The sequence below is a fragment of the Butyricimonas sp. DFI.6.44 genome (assembly GCF_022132345.1).
Lineage (GTDB): Bacteria > Bacteroidota > Bacteroidia > Bacteroidales > Marinifilaceae > Butyricimonas > Butyricimonas muris.
On record NZ_JAKNJD010000020.1, the window covers coordinates 1 to 24725 of the forward strand.

Consider the following 24725-nt stretch of genomic DNA (forward strand, 5'->3'; position numbering starts at 1 on the left):
CCTCTTGCTAAAGAGGAATTTATCATGCAACCATTACGGACGCACTCATGGCGATGTACACCGAGATAGCGCCTACGATAGCCACAACACCGGCAATGGCGTAACACAGTTTGACCATGATGGGAACGTACTTGGCGATTTCCTCCGTCACGGTAGCCAGTGCAGTCGTACCGGCGGAATAATCGCCTGCGGAGTTCTGGGCCATGACGGCCGTCGTGCCACACAGCAACATCAGTGTGAGCATCTGTACTTTTTTAGCAGAAAACATTTTTTTCATTTGTCTTTTTGTTTTTTGAAACATGATTATTTATTTTAGGGTAAGTATTGCAGTTCTTTCGAATCGTTATGGCGGTACTTGATTCCTGCCTCCCGTTTCTATATGCGATAGCCGAAAAAGGCAGGAAAGACGAGGAACGCACCGATCAGGAACAGGCACGCGCCCACAAGCGTTACGACGGACTTGGTAATGCCGTCCTCGCCCGTGTTCATCTTTACGTAAATCTGGAATCCGGACACAATCACACAAATCCCGGCGATGGCACAACAGAGAGCTTGGACGTAAAACATCATTGTTACCACGTAGTCGTGCATCGTCGCCAGCGCATCCGCACCCCAACTGTAATTCACGCTGCCGCTTTTCGCCAGAGCTGAACAGGGGATGATGGAACAAAGCGCACATAGTATCTTTTTCGTTTTCGACATCTTACAGCTTATCTTTGACCGGTCTCCATTTCAGGCAGGGACGGTTGTCCAAGCGTCCTTTGGAAATCAACGCCTTATACATCTCTTCGTCGGTAAAGCCGTCGGACAGGTAGGGAGCGATCTCTTCCATCTGCGCCTCCGCCTTGGCCTTCAGCCTTTCAAGCCGCTCTTTCGCGGCTGCCTCCTTTTTCCCTGTATCGCCGTCTTGTACCGCAGGCGGGGCAGCTACGGCTTCCGTGTCGCATGTCTCATTTCCGATACTAAACCCGGTCTCGTTCTCCGAAACCTCGACACTCTCTTCCGTGGCATCCATCGGACCGAGGTCGAAAACTTCTTCGTCAGTCTTCTCCGTTCCCTTCTTTCCATACAGGTCACGGGTAATATTGACCGCGTAATAGACGATGTACAGCACCGTCAGTACAAGGGCGAATATAAAGTATGAACTCATCTGTTTTAAGTATGAAATTAAACTTTAATTGAACTTTGAAAGTACAAAAGCAAAGAAAAGTATTATATTTGATATAATGAAAACTCTTTATATCAAACAATATTTTATTACGTATAAATAAGTATGAAACATATAAATTGAACTTTAATTTCATACTTTAAGGCGAATGTACCGGGAAAAACGGGCATAAAAAAAGCCCTCCGGGAGGAGAGCTTTCAAGGGAGGGGTAACGATAATGCCTTACCGTTTCTTTCCGCGCAGGTAATCGTTCAGGTCCTTGTACTCGTGATAACGGAGTGCTTCGTTGTGCACCCGCTTGCCGTACATGCCGGCGATGGTCTCTTCCGTTTTCTGTCCGGCGAGATCATTGTCGAGATAACAGTGTATTTCCTCGTACACCTGCAAGTGTTCCAAAGCCTTTTTCAGGTTGTTCACCGAGTTCATCACGAGGTAATCGCAAGGTGCGCCGATGCAGACCGTATCATCACCCGTCTGTTTCAGCGTCAGGTAAGAGAGAAAATCCATGAAGCCTTCGAACACGCAAACCCGGTTCTGTGCTTCACTATGAGAATGCCTGATGACAGAGATGTCCTTACACCGGATACAGCCCTTATAATAAGGATTGCGAACCTCGTACCCGCCCGCCACGTTACCGAAGGCAAGGGCGAAGTAGCGCCGTTGCCGCAATTCATAATGGACCTCCCGGCAGAACATGCGGCCGATGTCTCCGTCGATTCCACGGGAATGAAGGTACGAGAGCAGCGCATGGTGCTGCAACGGTACGACGAGCACGTCCTTCATGTCGGCTTCGACGGGTCGGGGCGTTGTCCCCGGAATCCGCACCCTTTGTATCGGGATAGCGTTCTCGTGCTTCCCTATATAGGCAAGCACTTCGCTCACGCTGTCCGTCTGGTAAAGGTGTTTGCCCAGTTCCACAAGGTCTCCGCCCGTCGCTGCGCCAAAGTCATACCATTCGTTGAGCCGGTCATTGACCTTGAACGACGGGGTACGCTCATTGCGTAGCGGCGACAAATACCAGTATTGTTTCGATGTTACACTCTGGGGGTGGTAGCCGAGACTGGCAAGATAGTCCACGATACGCAGTTGTTTTGCTTCCGCTATGGTCATGTCATTTTCTTTTCACTTGTTTTCAAAAAACGGTTTACTTTGGTTTTTCTCCTATATATACCCGGACCAAAGTAAACTAAATTATTTTTCACCTTCTGCGTCCTCGCATTCTTCGTCGAAAAGCAAGGCTTCGGTCGGGGTCACATCGTAATAAAAGAGCTTGTCCCGTTTGACGATCAGCTTCAGGTTTTCCGTCAGGTACTGCAGCAGTTTTATCATGACGCTGCGTCCCCGTTTGAACCCGATAGCCTCATAGGAGGCCATGAGAGCCTGCAGTACGTTCTCGAAACCTTTGATGGGCCTGTCCCCGAAAGCGGCGGAAAGCGCCTCCCGGTGCTGCTCGATGGACAAATCCATGAAGCTGCTCCGGGCCTTCGGTCTCACGCTGCCATCAAACGAATAGTTATCCACCATGACCGGCAATCCTTCGTCATCAACGGAAAAAGCAAACGGTTTGAACTCCTTCTCGCGGATATGCAGCGCATGAACTTCACTGATAACGGGATTCTCCGCACTCTTGGTGATGACCAGCACCGTTTCCGCCTTATTGCTCATTTCCGTGCCGATATGCCCGCGCACATTGTTGTCGCCTTTATTCAGGTGCAGCACACAATGGATATGCAGGTCGTATTTCGACGACCATTCCATCATCTTGTTGATAACCTCCACCGATTCGCTGGTGCTGTTGATGTCGAGCATCAGGTCGCGGATGCCGTCAATGATGACCAGCCCGTACCCTTTGTTCTGTCGCAGAGCGTAGTCGATGACCTCAATACGCACGGCCGGCGTGTATTCCCGCAGGCAAATGAAATCGAGATTCTCGTTGTCGGTTGTGGTGGGCAGTCCCGCCAGGCGGAGAATACGTTCCAACACGTTATGGCAATGGAAACGGCTCTGTTCGGTGTCCACGTACAAGATCCTGCGCTTGCCTTCGGGCAGATGCGCCCGGTAGTTCAAAACCTGCCGGCCCGCCAGTGACGCAGCGACAATAGCAGAGACATTAAACGTCTTTTTCGCCTTCGCCTTACCCGTCGAAGCGCTAAAATTGCCGAGCGTCGCTATGGTGGAGTTGTCGATCCATATAATCTGGGGCGGAGTCACGTAGGTGTCCGTGGCCTTTATCTGCGATGCCGTGAGAATATCCGACAGGCGATTCTCGTCCAGTTCCGCCCACGAGTTACGGTCAGTTCTTTTTTCGTTTTCCATAGCGCTTCTGGTTAAAGAACGGTTGGGTTGCGGATACTTCCGTCGCCATACGCATGGCATCGTCCACCGTAGGTTCGTAGTTTTGCAAGAGCCATGCGTCCAGCTCTTCCTTCGCGAAGTAAAGCATCTTGCCGCGAGGTTTGTAGTGCGGGATTTCCTTGTTCGATGTGAGTTTGTACAACATACTTTCGGACACGCCGATATACATGCACGCCTCTTGAAAAGTGAAGACTTTCTTGGTCGTGTAAATGGTATTTTCCAGTAAAGCCACACGCTCCAACAGACCTTCCACCGGTTCCAACTTCTTGAGAACCGCTTCTATGGCGGTCAGCCGTTCGCTTAACCGCTCCATGAATGTTGTTCTGTTTTGCATAAAATACATGTTAAAATTAGACAATGGAGAGTTACCTCCGTTATGCAGCGCGCTAACGGAGGTCAAAGTTATGTGATGTGAACCGGACAGCCGGAAATTCCGGCATGATACTATGCACGTATCACGGCAACTATCACTGTTTTATCTTTCACATACTTGGCTTTTTGGCACTTCGTGTCATATTTTCAGCCGACTGATGGCTTTTCGTATGCCGAGGTTTGCCGATGTAATGTTGTTCCTCGCCGCAGAGAGGGCAGACGAGAGGCTTGAAGCGGTAACATATCTTGTGCCGTCTTTGGACAACAGGAACCGCCCCTTGTCGAGAACCGACTGCCAGTGAGGTAGGATAAAGGTGTTTTCGAGCAACGCATCGAACAGAACCGCCACATGGCGGATATTGTTCACACGTATACAGAAATTCTCCTTGCAGGCAAAAAGCGCTTCCATGTCCTCGATGCGGAGAGTGGAAACGCAAAACAGATGATAAGCGTTGGCGCAAGCCACAATACCTGTCATCTGTTCACGGGAAAAATTGCAACCAAAGGAGAGAGGTGGAGCGTTTCTGGAATCTTCTATACGTGAAGAGTCGAACCATACTCCGGCAATGTCGTACTTTTGTTTCAAGGCCATGCACTCCTCGAAAGAAAATGTTTCTGCGGTAAAGAGGCTTTTGACGAGACTTGTACAATCGAGCAACAGCCCTCTGATGATATGAATGTTCATTTCATGGCAATTCCTGCAAACCGCACTGTTGCAGTCGATGTACCGGTGGCTGTTTATAAAGTCATCCACGTAGCGGCCATATCGTTTGCCGCCTGTCATGACGTCTTGAAGATAAAGCTCCCTTGCTTCGGAGAGCAACTCGTAAAATTCTTCCGCTACATCCTGTTCCGTAGCGAAGTGGTGCAGATGTGGTCTCCCTTCAAAAAAAGAGAGGACCTGTTGTTTTGTCCTTTCATGTCGAATTGTTTTTTATGGGTTTATACTTATTATAATAGTGGCATTACTTCGACCATTTGAAATATCGGAGAAAAGCCGGAAATATTTACCTTAAATTGAATTTGACATGTATGACTACATCAGTCGAATAGGCCGTTAACCAAATTGACTGCTTCGTCTTTTTTCTGGTTGATGATTTTGGCGTACACCTGTGTCATTCTCACGGAGGTATGGCCAAGCAGCTTCGATACGGTATAGAGATCCGCACCGAGCGTCAGCATCATGGTCGCGAATGTATGCCGGGCGGTGTGAAAAGTAAAACGCTTGGTGATTCCGGCCGCTTCGGCCCACGGTCTGAGATACTGATTGATATTTGAAGGCAGGTTGAACACAGGATCGTCTGCAGCCTTGTCCTCACGCTCCGGCATCCATTTCAACGCCTCGTTGGAGAGTGGCAGGTAAATCGGTTCTTTGGTCTTCTGCATAGCTACCGCCAGACGGTATTGGCCGTTATCGACAAAGACATTCTTCCATTTCAGGCCGACAATATCGCTGATACGCAGTCCGCAGAAGCAGGAGAACAGATAGGCATTTTTTACCCTCCCTTCCTGCATCGGAGTGGCAATCAATGCCCGTACCTCTTCGATGGTCATATAGGACCGCACGCTTTCCGGCATTTTGGGCTTCTCCGACTTTTCCATCTCGTTAAACGGATTTCTCAACAACCGTTTAGCCCGAACGGCAGCATTCAGGGCGCCATTGAATATCTGATAATAGGTGTTGCGTGTAGAAGCTGCTATCGGCTTTCCTTTAGGGCGGAAGGTTGTCAGCATGTAGTCGATATAGCCTTGGCAAAAAGCGAGGTCAACCCGATCCAATATAAATCTTTCCCCTGCATATTCTTTCAGGATATGGGTAACGGCTTTGATTTGACCGATGCCCTTCTTGTCGCGTTTCTCTTGGTACTCCAGATAGGTTTGCATCCAGTCCAGCAGATAAATCTTATCCGTATGGTTCACGATACCGGCTTCACCACTGGTCAGCTCGATAATACGTTTCGACTTGATGGCATTTGCGGCAGCCATTGTTATTTCATTTTGCCGACGGGTATTGCTGTCCGTTCCCGGAATAAGATACAGCTTCAGGTACTCGTATGTCCGTTTGCCGTTGCGGTATATATCCAGATACAGACTTTTGCTGCCATCGGACAAATCCTTCATCCGAAGACGGATTGGTTCTTTTACTTTTTTAGGCTTCTTTATTCGTGGCATAATCGTATTCTTTCATTCGTTATTTTTCGTATGCAAATGTACGAATTAAAACTGAAATCAAGAAACAAACAAGAAACAAAAATGTACCCAAAAAGAACCAATTAACAGAAAATAGTGAAAACAACTGAAAGAAATAACTACCCTATAAAGAACTGATATAAAGCATATTTAGTTGTATTTATTTGGATTTTATTTTCATCTTTAATATGCCTGTTTGTTTATTGATTATAACCCACAGATGAAACATATTTCACCACGACATCATTCATGTCAAAATCACCTTGATAAGGCCAAACATCCTCAAAGGATAATATTCCACGGTAGGTCACACTAGCAGCAATGTCATTATCATCCGGCTCTTCTGGCTTCACCTCGGGAATATCCGGGGTGATCGCCTCTATTGGATCCGATTTCACGTAAAATACGACATCATTATAATCGTAATCATTCGTCCAATCTTCAAAACCAAACAATACATTATCACCACTTTTAAATAAGGCTACATGCTCTTTCTTATCGCTATTTAGTACTTTTGTGGAATAAAAATGTTTTTTTGACACATTGATTCCCCCCTTTTCATTTATTCCTGACTCGTAGCCATTATTGTATATAACCCAACCAATAGAAGTATTCTCGGGGAACTCATCTCCTAAATCTTTTCCGTCTTTCCAATAATGCAACCGAATTCCCTCACCTCTTTCCAATGCTCCATTATTTCCTTTGGGATAATGACCATGATTTTTCAGAACTTTTGAATTGGGGAATGCAATTACAATATCCTTTATATCCGCAACTTTCTTAGGAGGATTTGCCGTCTCGTAACAATAATAAGCTAAAGTACTGTTTGCAGACGTATTTTCATCCACCAAACAAAGATCTATATGCGCCTTTTCAGTCACATGAATGTCCCCATTCTTGATTAAATCAGGCTTAACACCTCCACCTTCAGGCACGGCTTTATTAATCACTTTCAAAATATCGCTTGAAATCGTAACACCTTTTTCGCTATTCAAATAATCCGGACGCCCGTAAAGATCATAGGTTTCACCATTCAACAGGTACGTCCCTTTCGTATTTTTCCAATACCCTAAACGTTCTAACCCACCGGTCTTATTGTAAACCGCATCTTTATAACCTTCATCTCCCGCACGGGCAATTAAAGATCTAGCACCAGACACTTCATCGGGATACCTTGCTTCAGATAACACTCCATTCGTAATCTCAGCAACCAATACACGGGGAACTCCCGCATAAGGACTGTAAATATACAAGTATTTTGCCGTAGCAGGAACCGCAATTTTATGGCTATATCTACCATTTTCATCCGTGAATCCAACGTCTACAGGTTCGATATCTCTCTTTACCACCTGTCCGTCAGCATCCAACTGCTCCGGGTCCCGTGTGTAAACCTCAAAATAAACGTTATAATTCTCCGGCACATCGTACTTCACATTTAACGTGTAAGATACCCGCGTAGAGAAATCAAATACATTGTCATAATCAGGCTCGTCCGGATCATAAACTTCCTTTTTCTCACAACCTGTCATCGCCAGTAAAATTACCACCCCAGCGGCAATTACAAGCATTTTCGATTTTTCACATACACCTATATTCATTGTGTTTTTAATGTAGTATCCCCTAAAATTTTGCACAAAGGTATACAAAAAAAAACAACCAATCATCAACTATTTAGCTAAATTTTAATCAAATTCAAATATTCAAAACGAGGATAACAACCATTCACGAAAAACAAAAGAAAAAAAGAGGAAGAAATGGTGCTTACGGTCCCCCACTCGATTGCACCAGAACTTCGACCGCGATGGACGTGTCCGGTGTTAATCGGGTGTCATTCGGGAGTATTACTGGTGTTGTAGCCCGTTCTCTCCCTCTTCTCTTCCCGTATTCTTCCTCTTCTCTACATCAAAGCTCTAAAATAATTAACACACAATCTAAGGAACACTGTTTCTGTAAAAATCAAACCATCAACAAAATTCTAAATTTATGCCTTTTACTCGGTATTGAAAACTGCCGACCCGTGGTTGCGTTTTATCTTTATCACGGGAGTGACGAAGTTCGCGCAGATGGGGATATTCTGCAATCTCAACCAACTTGCAGATATCAGCCTCATGCGACCTTATGCCACGCTCTGCGGGTTGACACTTGCCGAGATAGAGGAGAATTTCGCACCGGAAATCGATCAACTGGTGGAATACTACGGGGGTACTCCCAAAGAAATGGTCGGGGAATTGGCACGCCGTTACGACGGCTATCATTTCAGCAGTGGCAACGTGCCAGATGTCTTCAACCCGTTCAGCCTGTTGAGCGTGATGGACTTCATGGACTTCCAGAACTACTGGTTCGCCACGGGTACGCCGACATTTCTGGCACGCATGCTGCAGCAGACGGATTTCGACTTGCGGGAACTGGACGGCATCGAGATAACCGCCTCATCGCTCACAGACGACCGGGTATACCTCATCCCCTACTCCGCAGACAGTCGAAAAACCGTAAAAGTGGGCGTGGAATTCAACGCCGAAGAACGCAATATCGGGAAATGGATTCATTAATTTCTCCCTTATCCTCGCTAGCTATTCTCTCTCTTTTTATCGGTGAAAATAGCACGAAGCGCATCGATGCCAAGCCACATTGCATTCAAATCACGGAAACAGACTATTGCATTCCAAAGAATCCATTGAAAAAAGATGAATTCGTCAATATTAAACGTGAAAACAACCAATATATAATATTAAACCTGCCCGGGAGGTTGCCTCTCGGGACGAGTTATACATGTTTATTTATTATTTTTCACGAGTTTAGATTTATGCAAGCCTTTCACCTTTCCTAAAAAGCGGAAACGGGAGTGTAAATCCTCCCTATAGGCGGGACTCACGGGGAAATCCTGTTTGCCGATATAGATCGTGTTACCGACCAACCGATCCACGAGGTCAAGGCAAACGGCGTAACTCCGGTGAACCCGAACGAAATCTTCCGGGGGAAGCATCGCCAACACGTCCTTCAACGGGTGAACCACGAGCATTTTTGTATCATTCTTGAAATGAAGGTAACAATAATCACGATCCGCTTGCAACCAAGCGATATTGGAACACAAGACAATCCGGTATGCGTCATTGTACCACACGAAAAATCGATCTTTACGATAACGCTCACTTACCACGACGGCAATATCTGCCGGGAGGTTGTTTTCTATCTCTATATTATTCTGTTCTTGAGTCATAATATTTAAATATTATGTCCCGTGAAACAAGCCTCCCGGCAGGTGTTCTTTACGTTTTCTTCATGAAAAAGCCGGGATATATTTCTTTTCACGCACCAAAGAAGTATCCCGGCTAAAAATTATAATATCATTTTTTCTTCAACTCGACACGAAAAAAACAATTATTTCACGATTATTGTAAAACAATTATTTACATCCTTCGACCAACCTTCATTCGTGAAATTCAACGAGAGCACGTATCGCCCCACGGGTACATCATTGATTACCGGAACTTCAAACGTCCCGTCTCCCCGAACACGGATACACTCCTGCAACTTAGAAACATCACCATCCTCTGAAGTAATAGACTTGATCTTGCAATAAATAGGAGCGCTCCCTTCTATTCCCTCGATAGGGGTACTTGCCCAAGGAATATTGTATTTCACTCGGGTATAATCGGCACCAGCTTCCTCTTCTTTAAATTCAGGAATCCCCATATCAATGTAGTATTGCCTAAAAGCCTCTTTCGAATTCATGTATTCCATCCCAGACCCCACTGGAAAAGGAGGTTCCAACCCCATCATATCTTTCAGCATTTGTAACATCATCTCGTATTCAGACACACTCGCTTCCAAATCAGGATTAGGTATTAATGTCGGGGGAGCATCATCCAACTTGGCAGGTATCACCAAGGAATCCAAACCATAACCAGCGTACTCGGTTACCAAGTAACCAACATCTATATCTTGACACGCCCATACATGAATAAAAAACAGGGCTATTGCCGGTAATAATATTTTCTTTTTCATACCAGTCTTTTATATTACTTTTTCCATTGTAAAACATTCCCGAAATCATATCCCGTGTGCAAAGCATGGATTACCCCGTTTGTCGGCTGTATATCCGGTGTCGCCACCGGTATTTCGATCTCAGTTGTCAAAGAGTACATTCCCATGCTCACCGCTCCGATATCCGATACTACCCACGACCCCTGCACCAAATAAACACGGAATCGATTACCGGCAAGAGTTGTCAAATCCGTTCCACCTCCCAGTTCATCACTGATAAAATAGTCTTTATTTTTATACTCGAAGCTGTTTTTTAAATACTTTTTGTCAAGCACGTGATACAAGATATAATCACGACATTGTTCTTCCGTGAAATCCTCTATCACCTTGTATTCACCCTCGATCTGCTTCGTTTCATTTTGCGAATCCAACATAAACCGCTGTATCGCATAAGAGGGGGGTGCGAAAAAAGTGATCTCCGGATAAGTCGCATCACGTCCCTCGAAAAGATCTGTCAATCCAGCCCGCTCTATCATTTGAATCGTCAAATCCCAGTACCCATCATTTCTCGCTCTCAAATAATCCATAATCGTCCCGTCAAAATGAGGATCGCAAACACCTGTGTCAATAACCGTCTGTTCCGTGTCACAAGAATTCATCACACTAATCGTAACCAATAATAATATCAATCTTCTCATACTGTTTTCTATTTACAATTTTTTATACCAATACGCATTCTGACGCAACAAAGGGTTTTGGTTAAAAGCAGCATCATCAATCATCATGAAGAAAGCCCCATCCTTGAAATCCTGATCGGTAGCCGTCTGGTATTTTCCCTCCAGTTCTGTCTTGGCATAACCGTTACGGATAACATCATGATAACGATGCCCCTCTGCCAACAACTCTTTCTCTCTCTCCTTGAAGATCGTGTAACGCAAATCCCCGTTATGATCCGATGCCTCGTAATCCTTTGCTCCCGCCCGACGACGAATCTCGTTCAAGTCGGCAATAGCCCCGGTATTATTACCTAAACGTACACGACACTCCGCCCGCAACAGGTAAATGTCAGCTAATCGCCAGATAACATAATTCGACTTAAAACCATTAAAAATTATATTAGCATCTGCCCCCGTTACAAGATTAGCAATCCTGTATTTATTTAAAAACGCGAACCCCGATGCCTCCTCGTCAACTGTCGGTTTATCCAAATTATAAAGATAAGCTTCCCGCCTCTTATCACCAATCGGGTACATCATTTTCATAGAAACGGATTTCAAATGCAACGCTTTATAGCGAGTATACATTAAAGGCCAATTAGGTTCAACAGGGTAACCCAAGTATTCTGTTCCAACTACTAACATAGGGGAAAATTCTTCAGGAAATTCCTTCTGGGGTAATTCCAATATACTCTCCTCGCTATTACCGACCAATACTTTCGTCACGACCTCTTCCGGGTTGACCGCCAAACGGTAGACACCGGTTGCCACTCCCGTTTCGCTACCAATAATCGCCGTACAGGCTTTCTCCGCTTCTTCCCACAGCTTTTGCGTTTCATAGGTAGAATTAGCGAAATAAATTCCCCCCGCTTTCCAAGCGCATAAATGAGCTAAAAGAGCATTAGCCGTACCCCGGCAAGGCGTGTTCTTGTAAGCAGGCACCTTCCCCCCACTCATCCTGATCTTATCGAAATCAGGCAAAAGCGTTATCGCTTCCCGACTCAAATCTATCGCATAGTCAGCCACCTCTTCCCATTTCGATTTCTCTTTAGGCGCAAATTCCAAGTCATTTTCTATTAACATACAATCTCCCCACGTGCGGATTATTTGTAAGTAAGCGTAAGCCTTATAATACAAGGCTTGCCCCCGGTAAAGATCACGTAATTCCTTGCCAAAATCGGCATACTCCACGTAGGTCAACACGATATTTGATGCCACAATGCTCCTGTAGTACCAATTCCAACTTCCCTTATTCATACTTAAGAATTCCGACGGGTAATCCAACGTCCTAGCCCCATTTATCCCCTCGTTAGCCTCGTTCCAACTATCCGCATATTCTCCCTTCCACCAGGTAGCCTCGGTTTCATAATTTTTCCCATATGTCGAAAACATCATTTGGTCAATCCGATTCAACAAGGACTCAAAATCCTGTGGCAAGGTCAACCCGTTCTCGTATGTCAACGAATTTTCTGGAGTAACGGTCAACGCATCCGTACACCCGTAGAATCCATAAAACAAAGCGAATATCAATAATAATCTAAAATTTTTCATGCGTTAAAATTTAACGGTTAAACCTAAAGTAAATTTACGAGCTAACGGGTAAGCCATCCCGTCATCTATTCCTGTCCGGATATCTACCACCTCGGGATCTATCCCCGAGTAATTAGTCCACGTCCACAAGTTTTCACCACTAACAAACACGCGAATATCAGTCACTCCTACACGATTCATCCATTTCTTGGGCAAGCTATACCCCATGGTTAATGTCTTCAGTTTTAAATAGTTTACTTTTTCCACATCTCTATCCTTAGGGGTTGTAGAAAAAATATGTTTCCCCGCCAATTGTAAACGGGCGTAATCAGCGTGCTTGTCACCCGGTTGTTGCCAAAAAGAAATCTTATCCAAATCCATCAGAATCGGGTGCGCGTAATAATCTTCCGTAAAATCAAACATTAAGGAACGGGTGTACATGTTATTCACCATGTGACGCCCCACAGAAAAAGGCAGAGACACGCTCAAGTCAAAATTCTTGTACCGGAACTCGCTCACGATCCCCCCGGTAAACACAGGAAGGGCACTCCCGAGATACACCCTATCAGCAGTGGTAATCATCCCGTCACCATTGGTGTCATGAAAACGCAAATCCCCCAACGTATAGAAATTAGTATTCATGCTACCAGGAGACAAATAAGCACTCTCCCCTGATGCTTTCGTGATGATTGGCAATTCGTCTTGAGCATTCACGTATCCCAGTGTCTTGTAGCCTAAGATACGGTTCAACGGTTTCCCAGTGATCCCGAAGTCAAGATCTTTACCGTTATACGACTTCTCTATCCGGTTCCAGTTTTTTGCCCCGTTCACGGATATCTTCCAGAACAAATCCTGAGACCGGAAAATCTCGTATTTAACAAGCAACTCGATTCCCTCGTTAGAAATTGCCGCTGCATTCCTCCATTGCTTCCTGAATCCGTTATAATCACCCGTCAATTCAACAGGGTAAAGCAATTTATCCGTATAACGGTAATAATAATCCAAAGTGATTCCCAAACGATAGTTGAACATATCCAAGTCTAACCCGAAATCATACTGGTCTGTTTCTTCCCACGAGAGATCCTCGTTAAAATAACCGTCATACCATTGGGGATCCAGTGTTGACTCTCCCAAATGTGAATTCTGTCCCGTATTCATAAGCCCCAATGCCAAATAAGGTTCCTCGAAATGTTTACCCGAACGTCCCCAGCTAACCCGTACTTTACCGAAAGACAACCAACCCAAGTTATCTTTCACCCATCCCTCCTCCGAGAATGACCACCCGGCTGCAATGGCAGGAAAAATTCCCCACTTGTTATTACGCCCGAATACCGAACTGCCATCACCGCGCATACTGAACGAGAATAAATATTTTTGCATATAATTGTATTCCACTCGCCCGAAATAGGACATCAATATTTTCTCGTACATATCCGATTCATAATGTTTAAAAGCGATTGGATTTCCCGCGTTATCATACCCCAAAGACGACATTCCACCGGGAGCATAATAAATTTTATCACTCGGGGAGTTTCGCGCCGAACCGCCATTATACTCGTTTTGGTCATATTGATAGGAAAAACCAATAATGGCATCCATGGTATGCTTTTCTTTAAATGTCCTGCGAAACGAGAGTGTATTTTCATTCAAAGCCATCAAATAAACGGCAGTTTCCCCTATACTCATGGAATATCCTTGTGCATCCAAATAAGAAGGTTGAAAATAATTTCGCCGTTGAACGGAATAATCTGCCGCCAAGGAAGCAGATAAATCAAGTCCCTCGATAATCCGATAGCTCACCTTGAAATTGCTTCTTAAACGAACAGAGCGATTTTTCTCTTTCGTACCTCGCAGTTTTTCCAATGTTTTTTCCCAAATCTCGGATCCTTCACCGGGATAAAGCGAACTAAAAGAATAAGGGTCTCCCGGTACCTTTTCCACGATAGGAGCACTCCCCAACCCATCTGATTTCTCCCCTCTTTTCCTGTTGTTCAACGTGGCATTGAAGCGCATATCCACATTCACATTTTTCACAGGTTTCACGTTCATGCTCGAATTCACATCAATCCGGTTGAATCCAGTGCCAACAAATACCCCCGTTTCATTATAATAACCAAGCCCAATACCATAACTCATTGCTTCTCCTCCACCATAGGTCTGCAAATTTGCATTCGTCACTTTCCCCGTCTGAAAATATACCGGAAAATAATTGGTGGAATTATTATAAAAAGGATTCAAACTATCCTGCAAGTAGGGTATCATATTGGGCCCCATAATTTCCTTGTTAAAAAAATAATCGTACACACTCTGCGATGTTCCATTCCAATAAACGTCCTCGTTAGAAACCGGGTACCTGTACCTTTGTGTTTCTTTATCCAAGAACGCTACTTTATAATTCGCCAACGTTTTCAAACGGAATTCCCGTTCCCCCTTCCCGATGGTTATCGTGGGAAATTCAGGCACGATACCCCATGATTGCGACACGTTAGCGGAAAAAGTGGCTTTCTGGTTATTACGCCCTTTTTTCGTGGTGACTATAATCACTCCATTTGCCGCCCGCGAACCGTAAAGAGAAGCCGAGGAGGCATCTTTCAAAATCTGGATAGATTCTATCATATCCGGGTTGATATCCGCCAACATATTGGTTCCCGTCACCGGGGAAGCGAACGAATTCAAGGGTACCCCGTCGACCACCCACAAGGGATTGGAAAAGCGGCGTCCTTGTTCCACGTCCAAAGAATTGTAACCCCGGATAGTGATTGCCGTTCCCGAACCTCCGGGCGCCCCAGACATATTCGTGATATCCAATCCTGCCACACGCCCCTGTAACAAAGAAGCAATATCCGTGGAAGGAATCCCTTTCAATTCATCTGCTTTCACCACGGAAATAGCCCCGGTTGCTTCACGTTTCGTCGTGTTTCCATAAGCCACGACCACGGTTTCATCCAACGCTTGAATATCTTCTTCCAACGTAATCCGGAGAGTATCTTTAGCGGTTTTCTCAGAGAATTCAATCGTTTTATTTTTAAAACCCACGAAAGAAAATTCCAAAGCTCCTTTAGTCAAAGGCAATTCTATAGAGAACCAACCTTTTTCATTAGTTGCCGTACCCATCGACACCCCCACAACCTTTACCGTCACGCCCGGCAGAGGTTGTTTGTAGGTGTCGTACACGAAGCCTTTCACGCGAACGGACTTTTTGGCACTCGTATTATCTTTCCGCGGAACAATTAAAATTATTTCCCCTTGTGCAATAGCAACCAAACGAGTTCCTTGCAACACGGCTTCCACGGCTTTAATAATCTGAACGTCCTTTAGCTCCAAGGATACTTGTCGAACTTCCTTTTCAAGTTCTTCCCGCTTGTAACTGACCGAATTTCCACTCAAACGATTGATTTCCTTAATCGCATCAAGGACAGTTACCTTGTCCAATTTCAACGAGATTAATTTACCACTCTGCTGCCCGAATACCAAGGGCGGGGTAAGCATCATCCAAATCAGTACGCCAATACCGATCATTAATAATCGCCTACACGAAGCAGAAAACATCTTCGGATGTTTCATTTCACGATTTTTTTGCATAGATTTGTAAAACATTAAATTAATAATTTCTTGGTTTTCCAAGAGGTTGAATGACCGGGGCATCTTCCACATGCCACCGGTTATTTTTTAGTATATATACACTGTCGTTCCTTTAATCTCGAAACGGGGACCTCCCAGCAATGTCAATGTACTTAACACGCTTCCCAAATCCTCGTTACGATTAATTTTCCCGGTAAAGGTATGCTTCACGTTCCGGTCGCCCCGCCACTCGTAAGTCACGTTGTACCAACGTGCCAACATACGCATCACACTCTCCAAATCATTATCATCCAACATGATAATGCCATCCCGCCAAAGTGATTGTATATCCATGTTTACCTTTTTCACCGAAATATCATCAGCCCCCACTTCCCAATTAGCTTGCATCCCCGGTGCCAATACTTCCTTCAATGAAGTTTGTTCCACGGACACCTCTACCCGCCCGGTAAACAAAGTAGTCTGTATTGCAGGCTCATCGGTATAAGCCATGATATTAAACGAAGTCCCAAGAACACGAGTCCGCATCTCTCCCGCCTGCACGACAAACGGGTGCAACGAGTCGGGAGTCACTTCAAAAAAAGCCTCTCCTTTCAAATCGACCACCCGATTTTTCCCTGTAAATTTCACTGGATAACGTAACTCCGAATCGGAGTTCAAAAATACTTCCGTCCCGTCACTCAATACCAACGAATAAATACCTCCGCGAGGCACCACTATCGTGTTGTATTCCACAACAGAATCCGGCATCTCTTTCTTCATCTCGTACGCCACTTGTCCCGTCCGGATATTAATACTCGTACCAGATGTGGCAACCGAAGTATCCCTATCTCGCAAGGCAATCTTCTGCCCATCGTTCAGAATCAATAATGCTTGTGTTTTTCCCGGCTCTATGACAGCCATCCGTACAACTGTTTCGTCCTTGCCCGCCCGTTGCAACCCGAACCACAAACCAAGCCCCAGTAACAAGACCAGTCCCGCTGCATATGCCAACCATGTCCTCCTCCCGATAGATTTTCTCTCCCTCGTAAGCCGCTCCAAACGCCGCCATTGTTCTTTCCGGTCGGACAAACGCACGATATTCTGAAATTCCTCGTTCTTCTTCCCGCCCGACACTTGTCTGAACAATTCCTCGTGTTCCTCGGATTCCTCCAACCACTCCCGCAACCGCCTTCCCTCTTCCTCGTCCAACATCCCGCCTCCCAACAGCTTCTTCACCACGACATTCGCAATACTTATTTCTTTTTCTATATCACTCATAGTATATCATTTTTCCGTAAACTACACCCTATAATTGCGTAACTCGGAAAAACGGGTGAATAGAAATGTGATTTTTTTGTTTTTTTACAAAATCACCCCACGGACAAGAAAAGCAACAACGCCCTCAAATGTTTCAACCTCTCTCTCAACGTCTGGTATCCAACTTTTTTCAAAGTCTTCACCGTGTTAGGAGAAACACACATCTCTTCGGCTATTTTTTCGACAGTCATATCCTGCATACTTAACTCGATAACCCGTCGTGTTTGAGCGGGAAGTTCACGAACGGCTTGTTGCACCTGTCCACAGATTTCGGCAGTAATTAAAACATAATCCCCGGTAACGCTCTCCTCCCATTCTATACTTTCAAGAATACGTTTCCGATTGGTCGTATCACGCAGAAACGCCAATATTTTGTTTTTGATAACCGTGTATAAATAGGTCTTTACCGCTAACAAATTATCAAAATTATTCCGGTTACTCCAATACAAAACAAAAGCCTCCTGAATGATATCTTCGGACTGTTCTTTATCGTGCAACATCTTGTACACGTAATAAAACATCCGCTGATATAATCCCTCGTGAAGCTCTCCAAATGCCACACGATCGCCCTTGGAGATTCGTTTTATATGTGAGTCATCAAGCACAACTTTATAGACTTTCGTCCGATTATATCTTTATCTTTAATTTCTGTCCCGGTTTCAGGTTCTTCACCATCTTCTCGGAAAGCCCGTTCCATTTCATGATATCCCGGTTGGAAACACCCGGGTATTTTTTAGCTATACTCCACAAATTATCTCCCCGTCGAATCGTGTAATAAAAGAACTCACCTTCAGCCAACGATTGGGTTTCCACTTCCGAGTTAGCGGCAACCCCCGCGTACCGAGTATTAACCTTTGACTGATAATGTGCCACTTTATCTTTAGGCACGTAAACCGTCAATTTCTGTCCTATATTAATACGGTCTTTTGTCATCCCGTTCCAATACTTCAAATCGGACAACCTCACGTTGAATCTCTCGGCAATCTTCCCGATAACATCCCCACTCTTCACCGTGTATATCAGTTTAGCTTTATTACTCGGGGCTGCATGAGCGTGAGCGTATTTCTTGAAACGGCTCTTCGGGTCGGCAGTACGGTCACTGTCATTAAAATAAGAATTACGGTTATAAGCAAAAATCGTATCCTGTTTGTCGATAAAATTCGCCACGTGATTATAAGGCATCCGCAAACTATAACTCTTCCCGAATCCGGCAGGTACAATATCCGAACGGTATTGTGGATTCAAATCCCGAATCTGCTCCACGGAAACATCCATCAACTTTGCCATTTGCTCAAAATGCAAGGCGTCGGAAATCATTATCGTGTCACACATGGTCGGCAACTCGTTCTCCAGAGGGAATATATTATGCTCCTTGTGATAATTAAACGTGTACATCGCCGCTATAAAAGCCGGCACGTATCCGCGAGTTTCCCTAGGCAAGTGGAAATAAATATCCCAGTAATTCTTCTTGCTACCGGAACGACGGATAGCCTTATTCACGTTGCCCGGTCCGCAATTGTAAGCGGCAATTACCAGAATCCAGTCCTCGTATATCTTGTACAAATCTTTCAAAAAACAAACAGCCGCCTCGGTCGACTTCACCGGGTCCCGACGCTCGTCAATAAAAGAATTGATTTCCAACTTGTACATCTTTCCAGTCCCGTACATGAATTGCCATAGTCCGCAAGCCCCTGCCCTTGAAAAAGCCCTCGGGTTCAAGGCACTCTCTATCACGGGCAAATATTTCAATTCTTGAGGTAACCCCTCCCGATCCAAAACTTCCTCGAAAATAGGAAAATAATAAGAACTCAAACCTAACATGGCCCCCACTTGAGCCCTACGCCTCACGGTATAAAGTTCTATATAATTACGCACGATATCATTATATGACAACTTAATCGCGGAATTCAAAGCATCCAACCGGTTCAAGTAAACCGAATCGGGAACAGCCGGACCGCTCTCGTACCCCATAAGGTAAACGGAATCCACGTAATTACCTTCCTCCAACCGTGTCACATACCATTTACCATACAAATCATCCAATCGCTCGATAAACGCTCCCGGGATAGAATCCACGAGTAAAACAGGAGCCGATAATTTCAATCGTGACGGCGGTTCAAGACGCACTTTCAATGAATCGCGATCACTTTCACCGAATACCGTGTTACAACATAAAATAGCACATACCCACAAAAATAAACAACGCATGTTTTTTCCTTTAAAAATTAAATGTTAGTGTTAATCCCACGGTACCCCCGCTGACAGGCGAGAATCCGGTAGAAGGTCGGATATTAAAAGATATATCATCATTTACCTCGAAATCATAAAAATGCGCAAATACCGTCGCATCAATAATCTGAATCAGATATATACCTCCCGAAACGATATATAGCAAATCCCGATTTCGTTTATAATTATCTTTCTTCGTTTTCAACTGTTCCTGCAAACGCTTCCGCTGACTGGAATTAAATGCCTCTGCCGTGCTACCGGGCCTCATTAATTTATCCCAACTGGCGTTCGCCGGATAGGGTGTTTCAGGATCTTTCTCCAAAGCATTCAAGTAATCCGTATAATCCACGAAAGCATTCCGGTATTTTTTAAAATACTTCATGTTCCACGACAAACCGTAAACAGTAGCCCCAATCCCCCCGTACAAGATTGGCACTTTCCACCACTGACCGTTATACACCTGAGCCGAACCCGGGAGTATCATTGCCATAATGGTTGCCTTCTTGGGAGAATGTGGCTTCTTATCTTCCTTCAACGAGGATTTTAAAATCTCCGTTCCCTCGAATGATAAAGAATCCGTCTGAATAATCGTATCTCGCGAAGTAGCAGGCAACTCCACGCGATAATACTCCGACGCTTTTATTCCCGTACCAATCAGCAAAACCGGGATGATCAAAACTATGTTCTTTAAAATCCTTCTCACTACAAATTCTATTTCTTATCCATCTTATCCAGTAACTCCACGATACGTTCCAGTTCGCTGTCGGACTTAAAAGATATAACTATTTTTCCCCGCCCTTTCTCGTTACGTTTCAAATCCACCTTCGTGTCAAAATAACGTGCCAAATGAGATTGCAACGCCATATAGTCGCCTATCGGTTCACGCTTCCGTTCAACCTTTTTCTCTTTCGCTTCCTCCGGTTGCATCAGTTCCCGCACAATCTCTTCCACCTTCCGGACAGAAAAATCATATTTCAGGATTTGCTCGAAAATCATATTTTGCGTTTCCGGGTCCTCGATATTAATAATGGCACGGGCATGCCCCATACTGATCTTCCGGTCTTTAATAGCCAACTGTATCGGGGCAGGAAGTCTCAACAAACGCAAGTAATTGGAAATTGTAGTTCTCTTTTTACCCACGCGCTCGCTCAAGGCGTCTTGTGTCAAATTGCACTCGTCAATCAAACGCTGGTATGAAATAGCTATCTCGATAGCGTTCAAGTCCTCGCGTTGGATATTCTCTATCAACGCCAATTCCAACATAGACTCCTCTTCCACTTTCCGGATATACGCGGGGATAGTTTCCAATCCCGCTAATTTGGAAGCCCGGAAACGACGTTCTCCGGCAACAATTTCATATTTCCCTTCCTCGACCTCTCTCACGGTGATCGGTTGCACGATGCCGATAGCTTTTATAGAAGCGGCAAGCTCCTGTAAAGCCTCTTCATCAAAAATAGTTCTCGGCTGGTTCGGGTTCGGACGGATATCACTCAGTCTCAACTCTTCCTGTAAAGCAGAAGAACCGCCCCTCGGCTTAGACTCCTCGGCAGCATCCTGCAACAACGCACCCAATCCCTTACCTAATGCACTCTTTTTCGCCATAACCTTTATAATTTTAGATTTATGATTTATGATTTCAGATTCATTCATTATCTCGCATTTTCAATCATAAATCGCAAATCATAAATCATCAATCTCTTAGTTTTTTTTATTCTTTTCCAGTAACTCGTTTGCCAAACTCAGGTAATTTACCGACCCGCGGCATTCTGCATCGTACAGAATAACAGGCTGCCCGTAACTCGGGGCCTCGGCAAGCTTCACGTTCTGTTGAATCAAGGTCTCGAACACCATATCTTCAAAATGCTTTCTTACCTCTGCCACCACTTGATTGGACAAGCGCACGCGACCGTCATACATGGTCAGCACGAATCCCTCGATTTCCAAAGCCGTGTTCAAACGTTTCTGGATAATCTTGATCGTGTTCAACAATTTACCCAACCCTTCCAACGCGAAATATTGACATTGCACCGGAATCATCACGGAATTAGCCGCCGCTAAAGAATTGACAGTCAACAACCCCAAGGAAGGAGAACAGTCTATTAATATATAATCATACTGATCTTTTATCCCGGCAAGCATCTTCGCCATAACGCTCTCTTTCTCGTCAAAATTCAGCATCTCCAACTCGGCTCCGACCAAATCAATATTTGACGGTAATAAAAATAAATTCTCGATATCTGTTTTTAGAACGGCTTCCTTCGGGTCCAACCCGTCAACCAGACACTCGTAAATGGTCGCCTTCAGTTCTTTCAAATCATACCCAACACCCGTTGTCGCGTTTCCTTGAGGGTCTGCATCTACCAACAAAACTTTCTGCTCCAAGACAGCCAAACTAGCTGCCAGATTCACAGACGTCGTTGTCTTTCCCACCCCTCCTTTTTGATTCGCGATAGCTATTATTTTGGACATAAAATTCACTTTTTACGATTATGTGGTAAAAATACAATTAAAAAGAATACACACCCCTTTTTTCGTCATTTTTTTAATAACAACGGGCGCTTTTTTACTAACATTAATTACCTTTACCCCGAGAATTAAAGACGAAGAGGGAAAATGAGAAATACCACGGAAGAAATTATAAATGAAATAAATAAATACCGGGATGAAGAGAAAGCAACTTTCCTGCCTCGTTTCTTCAAAACGGGAAAAGGGCAATACGGGGAAGGCGATCAATTTATCGGGGTTGTCGTGCCCAACGTCCGCATCGTGGCGAAAAAGTACATGGATACCGATCACGATACACTCCGGGAACTACTGGCATCTCCCGTGCACGAGTATCGTTTGGCAGCTCTCCTGATATTGACTTATTATTACGCGAAACATAAAGACGATGCATCCAGAAAAGCGTGCGTCGACTTCTATTTAAGCCAAATCGATGCCATCAACAACTGGGACCTCGTTGATTTGAGTTGTTACAAAATATTGGGACACTGGCTGCACAACAAAGACAAACAGCTCCTGTACGATTGGGCGCACACCGACCACCTCTGGAAACAACGCATTGCCATGATATCATGCATGCACTTCGTGAAACACGGTGAATTCAAAGACGCACTGGCTATCGCCGACATTCTCCAACACCATTCTCACGTTCTCATTCACAAGGCGGTCGGGTGGATATTACGGGAAACAGGCAAGGAAAACGAACAACTATTGACGGATTACCTTATCCCCCGCTACAAGAGGATGCCCCGCACCATGTTGCGCTACGCCATCGAACGCTTTGAAGCCCCCAAGCGCAAAGCCTTTCTCCTAGGGGAATACAAATGACAATCTCATTTTCAATCTTAAATCTAAAATCATTAAATCTAAAATTAATTCATGGTTAGTTTTTTACAAGTTGATAGTCTGAGTAAACGTTTCGGAGAACATCTATTATTTGAAAATATAACGTTTAGTATTGCCCAAAATCAAAAAGTTGCCCTAATCGCTAAAAACGGTATGGGTAAATCCACCTTGTTACGCATCATCTTCGGTCAGGAAACCCCGGACACGGGTACGGTTATTTTTAGAAATGATGTTTCACTCGGATTCTTGGAGCAAGATCCCGAATTAAATCCCGAGAATTATGTTTTCGAGGAAGTTTTCAACACGGAAAATCCCACGCTAAAACTGATCAAAGCATACGAACAAGCTGTAAAAGATAACGACACGTCAACACTGGAAGAATTAATTCCACAAATGGATGCTTTACAGGCATGGGATTATGACTCCCAGATCAAACAAATATTATCGGAATTAAAAGTTGACAAATACACCCAACGCATCAAGGAACTTTCCGGCGGACAAAAGAAAAGAGTCGGTCTGGCAAAAGTACTGATAAGCAACCCGGACTTCTTGATTCTGGACGAGCCTACCAACCATCTGGACGTGGAGATGACTGAATGGTTGGAAGACTATCTGGATAAAACCAAAGCCACCCTTCTCATGGTAACGCACGACCGTTATTTTCTGGATAGAGTGTGTGACAAAATTGTCGAGATTGATGATTTCGGTATCTTCTCGTATGACGGCAACTACTCGTACTACCTCGAAAAAAGAGAAGAACGCATTGAAGCCCGCAATGCATCAATCGACAAAGCCAAGAACCTTCTGCGAACCGAACAGGAATGGATGCGCCGTATGCCGCAAGCAAGAAGCCACAAGGCAAAATACAGAATCGACAATTTCTATAAAATCAAAGAAGTCGCCTCGCAGAACATCTCCGAACAGCAATTGGAACTGGACATCAAGGGGCAACGGCTAGGCAAGAAAATTCTGGAACTGGAACACGTCAATAAAAGCTACGGGAACCTGAGCGTACTGAAAGATTTCACGTACAAATTCGTGCGGGGCGAAAAAATCGGTATTATCGGTAGAAACGGCGTCGGGAAATCCACGTTCCTCGACATCATAACCCGCCAGATAGAACCGGACAGCGGAACCATCGAGATCGGGGAAACCGTGGTCTACGGGTATTACAAACAAGCGGGTATTACCTTTAAAGAAGACGATCGCCCTATTGACATCGTCAAAAACATATCCGAGAAAATTGACCTCGGCAACGGACGTATCATGTCAGCCTCCCAATTCCTCGAATATTTCCTGTTCCCGGACAAACTGCAATATTCACTCGTTGCCAAGCTCAGCGGGGGTGAACGCAGGCGGTTATACCTTTTGACCGTGCTTATGAGTAACCCGAACTTCTTGATTCTGGACGAACCTACCAACGACCTCGACATCATGACCTTGAACGTGTTGGAAGAATATTTGCAATCATTCCAAGGCTGCCTAATCATCGTGTCGCACGACCGATTCTTTACCGACAAAGTGGTTGACCGGGTATTCGCTTTCGAGGGTGACGGTATCGTGAAAGACTTCCCCGGGAATTATACCCAATATAAAAACAAAAAAGAAGAAGAAGAACTCCTTCGCAAACAAGCCGAAAAGAAAATCCCCGCCGCCCCCAAGCCCGTCCGGGAAAAAGAAAAAGTACGTAAACTGACCTTCAAGGAAAGGCAAGAAATGCAACAACTGGAAACCGATATGGAAAACCTGAACGTCGAGAAATCCAAATTGGAAGATGCTTTAAATTCCGGTACGTTAGGTGCGGATGAACTGGTCAAATCCTCCCAACGCATCGCCGAAATTATTGATATTCTTGACGAAAAAGAAATGCGCTGGCTGGAATTGAGCGAAATTGAATCGTAAATGTTTTCCCAATAGCTAAAAAAGGCTGTTCAAAATAAAATGAACAGCCTTTT

Annotated in this window: 23 protein-coding genes and 1 pseudogene; 4 read left to right on the forward strand and 20 right to left on the reverse strand. The window is 44.7% G+C overall.

Annotated features, from left to right (window positions below; genetic code table 11):
• Positions 1–43 precede the first annotated feature (43 nt).
• From L0M98_RS21135 to L0M98_RS21165, 7 genes and pseudogenes are all read right to left on the reverse strand, one after another.
• Positions 44–301 (reverse strand): annotated as a pseudogene (locus tag L0M98_RS21135) (DUF4134 family protein); the annotation flags it as partial.
• Between the two features lie 74 nt (positions 302–375).
• A complete protein-coding gene (locus L0M98_RS21140; RefSeq protein ID WP_004289321.1) occupies positions 376–702 on the reverse strand; it encodes a DUF4134 domain-containing protein in 327 nt (108 codons plus the stop codon).
• 1 nt (position 703) lies between these two features.
• Entirely contained in the window at positions 704–1150 is a 447-nt protein-coding gene (locus L0M98_RS21145; protein WP_004289320.1) for a hypothetical protein, read from the reverse strand.
• Positions 1151–1390: 240 nt separating this feature from the next.
• Entirely contained in the window at positions 1391–2278 is an 888-nt protein-coding gene (locus L0M98_RS21150) for a toprim domain-containing protein (protein WP_004289318.1), read from the reverse strand.
• 81 nt (positions 2279–2359) lie between these two features.
• The gene (locus L0M98_RS21155; protein WP_004289317.1) at positions 2360–3484 is read right to left on the reverse strand and encodes an AAA family ATPase; all 1125 of its coding nucleotides are present in this window, start codon (positions 3482–3484) and stop codon (positions 2360–2362) included.
• A complete protein-coding gene (locus L0M98_RS21160; protein ID WP_004294465.1) occupies positions 3462–3836 on the reverse strand; it encodes a helix-turn-helix domain-containing protein in 375 nt (124 codons plus the stop codon). The genes L0M98_RS21155 and L0M98_RS21160 overlap by 23 nt, the downstream gene beginning before the upstream one ends.
• A 198-nt stretch (positions 3837–4034) precedes the next feature.
• Positions 4035–4679: a hypothetical protein gene (locus L0M98_RS21165; protein WP_007478951.1), complete on the reverse strand. Its 645-nt coding sequence runs from the start codon at positions 4677–4679 to the stop codon at positions 4035–4037.
• On the opposite strand from L0M98_RS21165, the gene L0M98_RS21170 reads away from it, so the two are divergent.
• A complete protein-coding gene (locus L0M98_RS21170; protein WP_224200298.1) occupies positions 4584–4877 on the forward strand; it encodes a hypothetical protein in 294 nt (97 codons plus the stop codon). The two genes, L0M98_RS21165 and L0M98_RS21170, sit on opposite strands and share 96 nt — an antisense overlap.
• Before the next feature lie 59 nt (positions 4878–4936).
• Here L0M98_RS21170 and L0M98_RS21175 read toward each other — a convergent pair whose 3' ends face one another.
• Both L0M98_RS21175 and L0M98_RS21180 read right to left on the reverse strand, forming a co-directional pair.
• Positions 4937–6067 carry a site-specific integrase gene (locus L0M98_RS21175; RefSeq protein ID WP_004289313.1) on the reverse strand — a complete coding sequence of 377 codons (1131 nt, stop codon included), beginning with the start codon at positions 6065–6067 and terminating at the stop codon, positions 4937–4939.
• Between the two features lie 218 nt (positions 6068–6285).
• Positions 6286–7749, reverse strand: coding sequence for a DUF4114 domain-containing protein (locus L0M98_RS21180; protein ID WP_227217750.1), 1464 nt, complete (start codon positions 7747–7749; stop codon positions 6286–6288).
• Positions 7750–8064: 315 nt separating this feature from the next.
• Between L0M98_RS21180 and L0M98_RS21185 the strand changes: the two genes are divergently transcribed.
• Positions 8065–8634, forward strand: coding sequence for an AAA family ATPase (locus tag L0M98_RS21185; protein ID WP_317198073.1), 570 nt, complete (start codon positions 8065–8067; stop codon positions 8632–8634).
• 224 nt (positions 8635–8858) lie between these two features.
• Here L0M98_RS21185 and L0M98_RS21190 read toward each other — a convergent pair whose 3' ends face one another.
• From L0M98_RS21190 to L0M98_RS21240, 11 genes are all read right to left on the reverse strand, one after another.
• The gene (locus L0M98_RS21190) at positions 8859–9302 is read right to left on the reverse strand and encodes a LytR/AlgR family response regulator transcription factor (RefSeq protein WP_227217748.1); all 444 of its coding nucleotides are present in this window, start codon (positions 9300–9302) and stop codon (positions 8859–8861) included.
• Between the two features lie 161 nt (positions 9303–9463).
• Positions 9464–10090, reverse strand: a complete 627-nt coding sequence (locus L0M98_RS21195) for a hypothetical protein (protein ID WP_227217747.1) — start codon at positions 10088–10090, stop codon at positions 9464–9466.
• 14 nt (positions 10091–10104) lie between these two features.
• Positions 10105–10767 (reverse strand): fasciclin domain-containing protein, encoded by a 663-nt coding sequence (locus L0M98_RS21200; RefSeq protein WP_227217746.1) that lies wholly within the window; start codon positions 10765–10767, stop codon positions 10105–10107.
• Positions 10768–10779: 12 nt separating this feature from the next.
• Positions 10780–12336, reverse strand: coding sequence for a RagB/SusD family nutrient uptake outer membrane protein (locus L0M98_RS21205; RefSeq protein WP_227217745.1), 1557 nt, complete (start codon positions 12334–12336; stop codon positions 10780–10782).
• A gap of 3 nt (positions 12337–12339) precedes the next feature.
• Positions 12340–15879, reverse strand: coding sequence for a SusC/RagA family TonB-linked outer membrane protein (locus tag L0M98_RS21210; protein WP_227217744.1), 3540 nt, complete (start codon positions 15877–15879; stop codon positions 12340–12342).
• 105 nt (positions 15880–15984) lie between these two features.
• Positions 15985–17154 carry a FecR family protein gene (locus L0M98_RS21215; protein WP_227217743.1) on the reverse strand — a complete coding sequence of 390 codons (1170 nt, stop codon included), beginning with the start codon at positions 17152–17154 and terminating at the stop codon, positions 15985–15987.
• A gap of 92 nt (positions 17155–17246) precedes the next feature.
• Positions 17247–17753: an RNA polymerase sigma factor gene (locus L0M98_RS21220; RefSeq protein ID WP_237961952.1), complete on the reverse strand. Its 507-nt coding sequence runs from the start codon at positions 17751–17753 to the stop codon at positions 17247–17249.
• 67 nt (positions 17754–17820) lie between these two features.
• A complete protein-coding gene (locus L0M98_RS21225) occupies positions 17821–19401 on the reverse strand; it encodes a lytic transglycosylase domain-containing protein (protein ID WP_186978528.1) in 1581 nt (526 codons plus the stop codon).
• Positions 19402–19411: 10 nt separating this feature from the next.
• Positions 19412–20125 carry a DUF5683 domain-containing protein gene (locus L0M98_RS21230; protein ID WP_227217741.1) on the reverse strand — a complete coding sequence of 238 codons (714 nt, stop codon included), beginning with the start codon at positions 20123–20125 and terminating at the stop codon, positions 19412–19414.
• 8 nt (positions 20126–20133) lie between these two features.
• On the reverse strand, positions 20134–21024 hold the full coding sequence (locus L0M98_RS21235) for a ParB/RepB/Spo0J family partition protein (protein ID WP_227217740.1): 891 nt from the start codon (positions 21022–21024) through the stop codon (positions 20134–20136).
• Positions 21025–21120: 96 nt separating this feature from the next.
• Entirely contained in the window at positions 21121–21891 is a 771-nt protein-coding gene (locus L0M98_RS21240) for a ParA family protein (RefSeq protein WP_186978526.1), read from the reverse strand.
• Positions 21892–22035: 144 nt separating this feature from the next.
• Between L0M98_RS21240 and L0M98_RS21245 the strand changes: the two genes are divergently transcribed.
• Together L0M98_RS21245 and L0M98_RS21250 are read left to right on the forward strand one after the other, a co-directional pair.
• The gene (locus L0M98_RS21245) at positions 22036–22752 is read left to right on the forward strand and encodes a DNA alkylation repair protein (protein ID WP_227217739.1); all 717 of its coding nucleotides are present in this window, start codon (positions 22036–22038) and stop codon (positions 22750–22752) included.
• Between the two features lie 51 nt (positions 22753–22803).
• A complete protein-coding gene (locus L0M98_RS21250; RefSeq protein ID WP_227217738.1) occupies positions 22804–24672 on the forward strand; it encodes an ABC-F family ATP-binding cassette domain-containing protein in 1869 nt (622 codons plus the stop codon).
• Positions 24673–24725 lie beyond the last annotated feature (53 nt).

Coding starts and splice junctions, on each gene's coding strand:
- L0M98_RS21215 (WP_227217743.1), bottom strand. CDS start 17,154: ATGAGTGATATAGAAAAAGAAATAAGTATTGCGAATGTCGTGGTGAAG.
- L0M98_RS21235 (WP_227217740.1), bottom strand. CDS start 21,024: ATGGCGAAAAAGAGTGCATTAGGTAAGGGATTGGGTGCGTTGTTGCAG.
- L0M98_RS21195 (WP_227217747.1), bottom strand. CDS start 10,090: ATGAAAAAGAAAATATTATTACCGGCAATAGCCCTGTTTTTTATTCAT.
- L0M98_RS21140 (WP_004289321.1), bottom strand. CDS start 702: ATGTCGAAAACGAAAAAGATACTATGTGCGCTTTGTTCCATCATCCCC.
- L0M98_RS21145 (WP_004289320.1), bottom strand. CDS start 1,150: ATGAGTTCATACTTTATATTCGCCCTTGTACTGACGGTGCTGTACATC.
- L0M98_RS21175 (WP_004289313.1), bottom strand. CDS start 6,067: ATGCCACGAATAAAGAAGCCTAAAAAAGTAAAAGAACCAATCCGTCTT.
- L0M98_RS21155 (WP_004289317.1), bottom strand. CDS start 3,484: ATGGAAAACGAAAAAAGAACTGACCGTAACTCGTGGGCGGAACTGGAC.
- L0M98_RS21180 (WP_227217750.1), bottom strand. CDS start 7,749: ATGATTGGTTGTTTTTTTTTGTATACCTTTGTGCAAAATTTTAGGGGA.
- L0M98_RS21165 (WP_007478951.1), bottom strand. CDS start 4,679: ATGACAGGCGGCAAACGATATGGCCGCTACGTGGATGACTTTATAAAC.
- L0M98_RS21190 (WP_227217748.1), bottom strand. CDS start 9,302: ATGACTCAAGAACAGAATAATATAGAGATAGAAAACAACCTCCCGGCA.
- L0M98_RS21170 (WP_224200298.1), top strand. CDS start 4,584: ATGGCAATTCCTGCAAACCGCACTGTTGCAGTCGATGTACCGGTGGCT.
- L0M98_RS21200 (WP_227217746.1), bottom strand. CDS start 10,767: ATGAGAAGATTGATATTATTATTGGTTACGATTAGTGTGATGAATTCT.
- L0M98_RS21240 (WP_186978526.1), bottom strand. CDS start 21,891: ATGTCCAAAATAATAGCTATCGCGAATCAAAAAGGAGGGGTGGGAAAG.
- L0M98_RS21150 (WP_004289318.1), bottom strand. CDS start 2,278: ATGACCATAGCGGAAGCAAAACAACTGCGTATCGTGGACTATCTTGCC.
- L0M98_RS21210 (WP_227217744.1), bottom strand. CDS start 15,879: ATGAAACATCCGAAGATGTTTTCTGCTTCGTGTAGGCGATTATTAATG.
- L0M98_RS21160 (WP_004294465.1), bottom strand. CDS start 3,836: ATGGAGCGGTTAAGCGAACGGCTGACCGCCATAGAAGCGGTTCTCAAG.
- L0M98_RS21225 (WP_186978528.1), bottom strand. CDS start 19,401: ATGCGTTGTTTATTTTTGTGGGTATGTGCTATTTTATGTTGTAACACG.
- L0M98_RS21245 (WP_227217739.1), top strand. CDS start 22,036: ATGAGAAATACCACGGAAGAAATTATAAATGAAATAAATAAATACCGG.
- L0M98_RS21205 (WP_227217745.1), bottom strand. CDS start 12,336: ATGAAAAATTTTAGATTATTATTGATATTCGCTTTGTTTTATGGATTC.
- L0M98_RS21250 (WP_227217738.1), top strand. CDS start 22,804: ATGGTTAGTTTTTTACAAGTTGATAGTCTGAGTAAACGTTTCGGAGAA.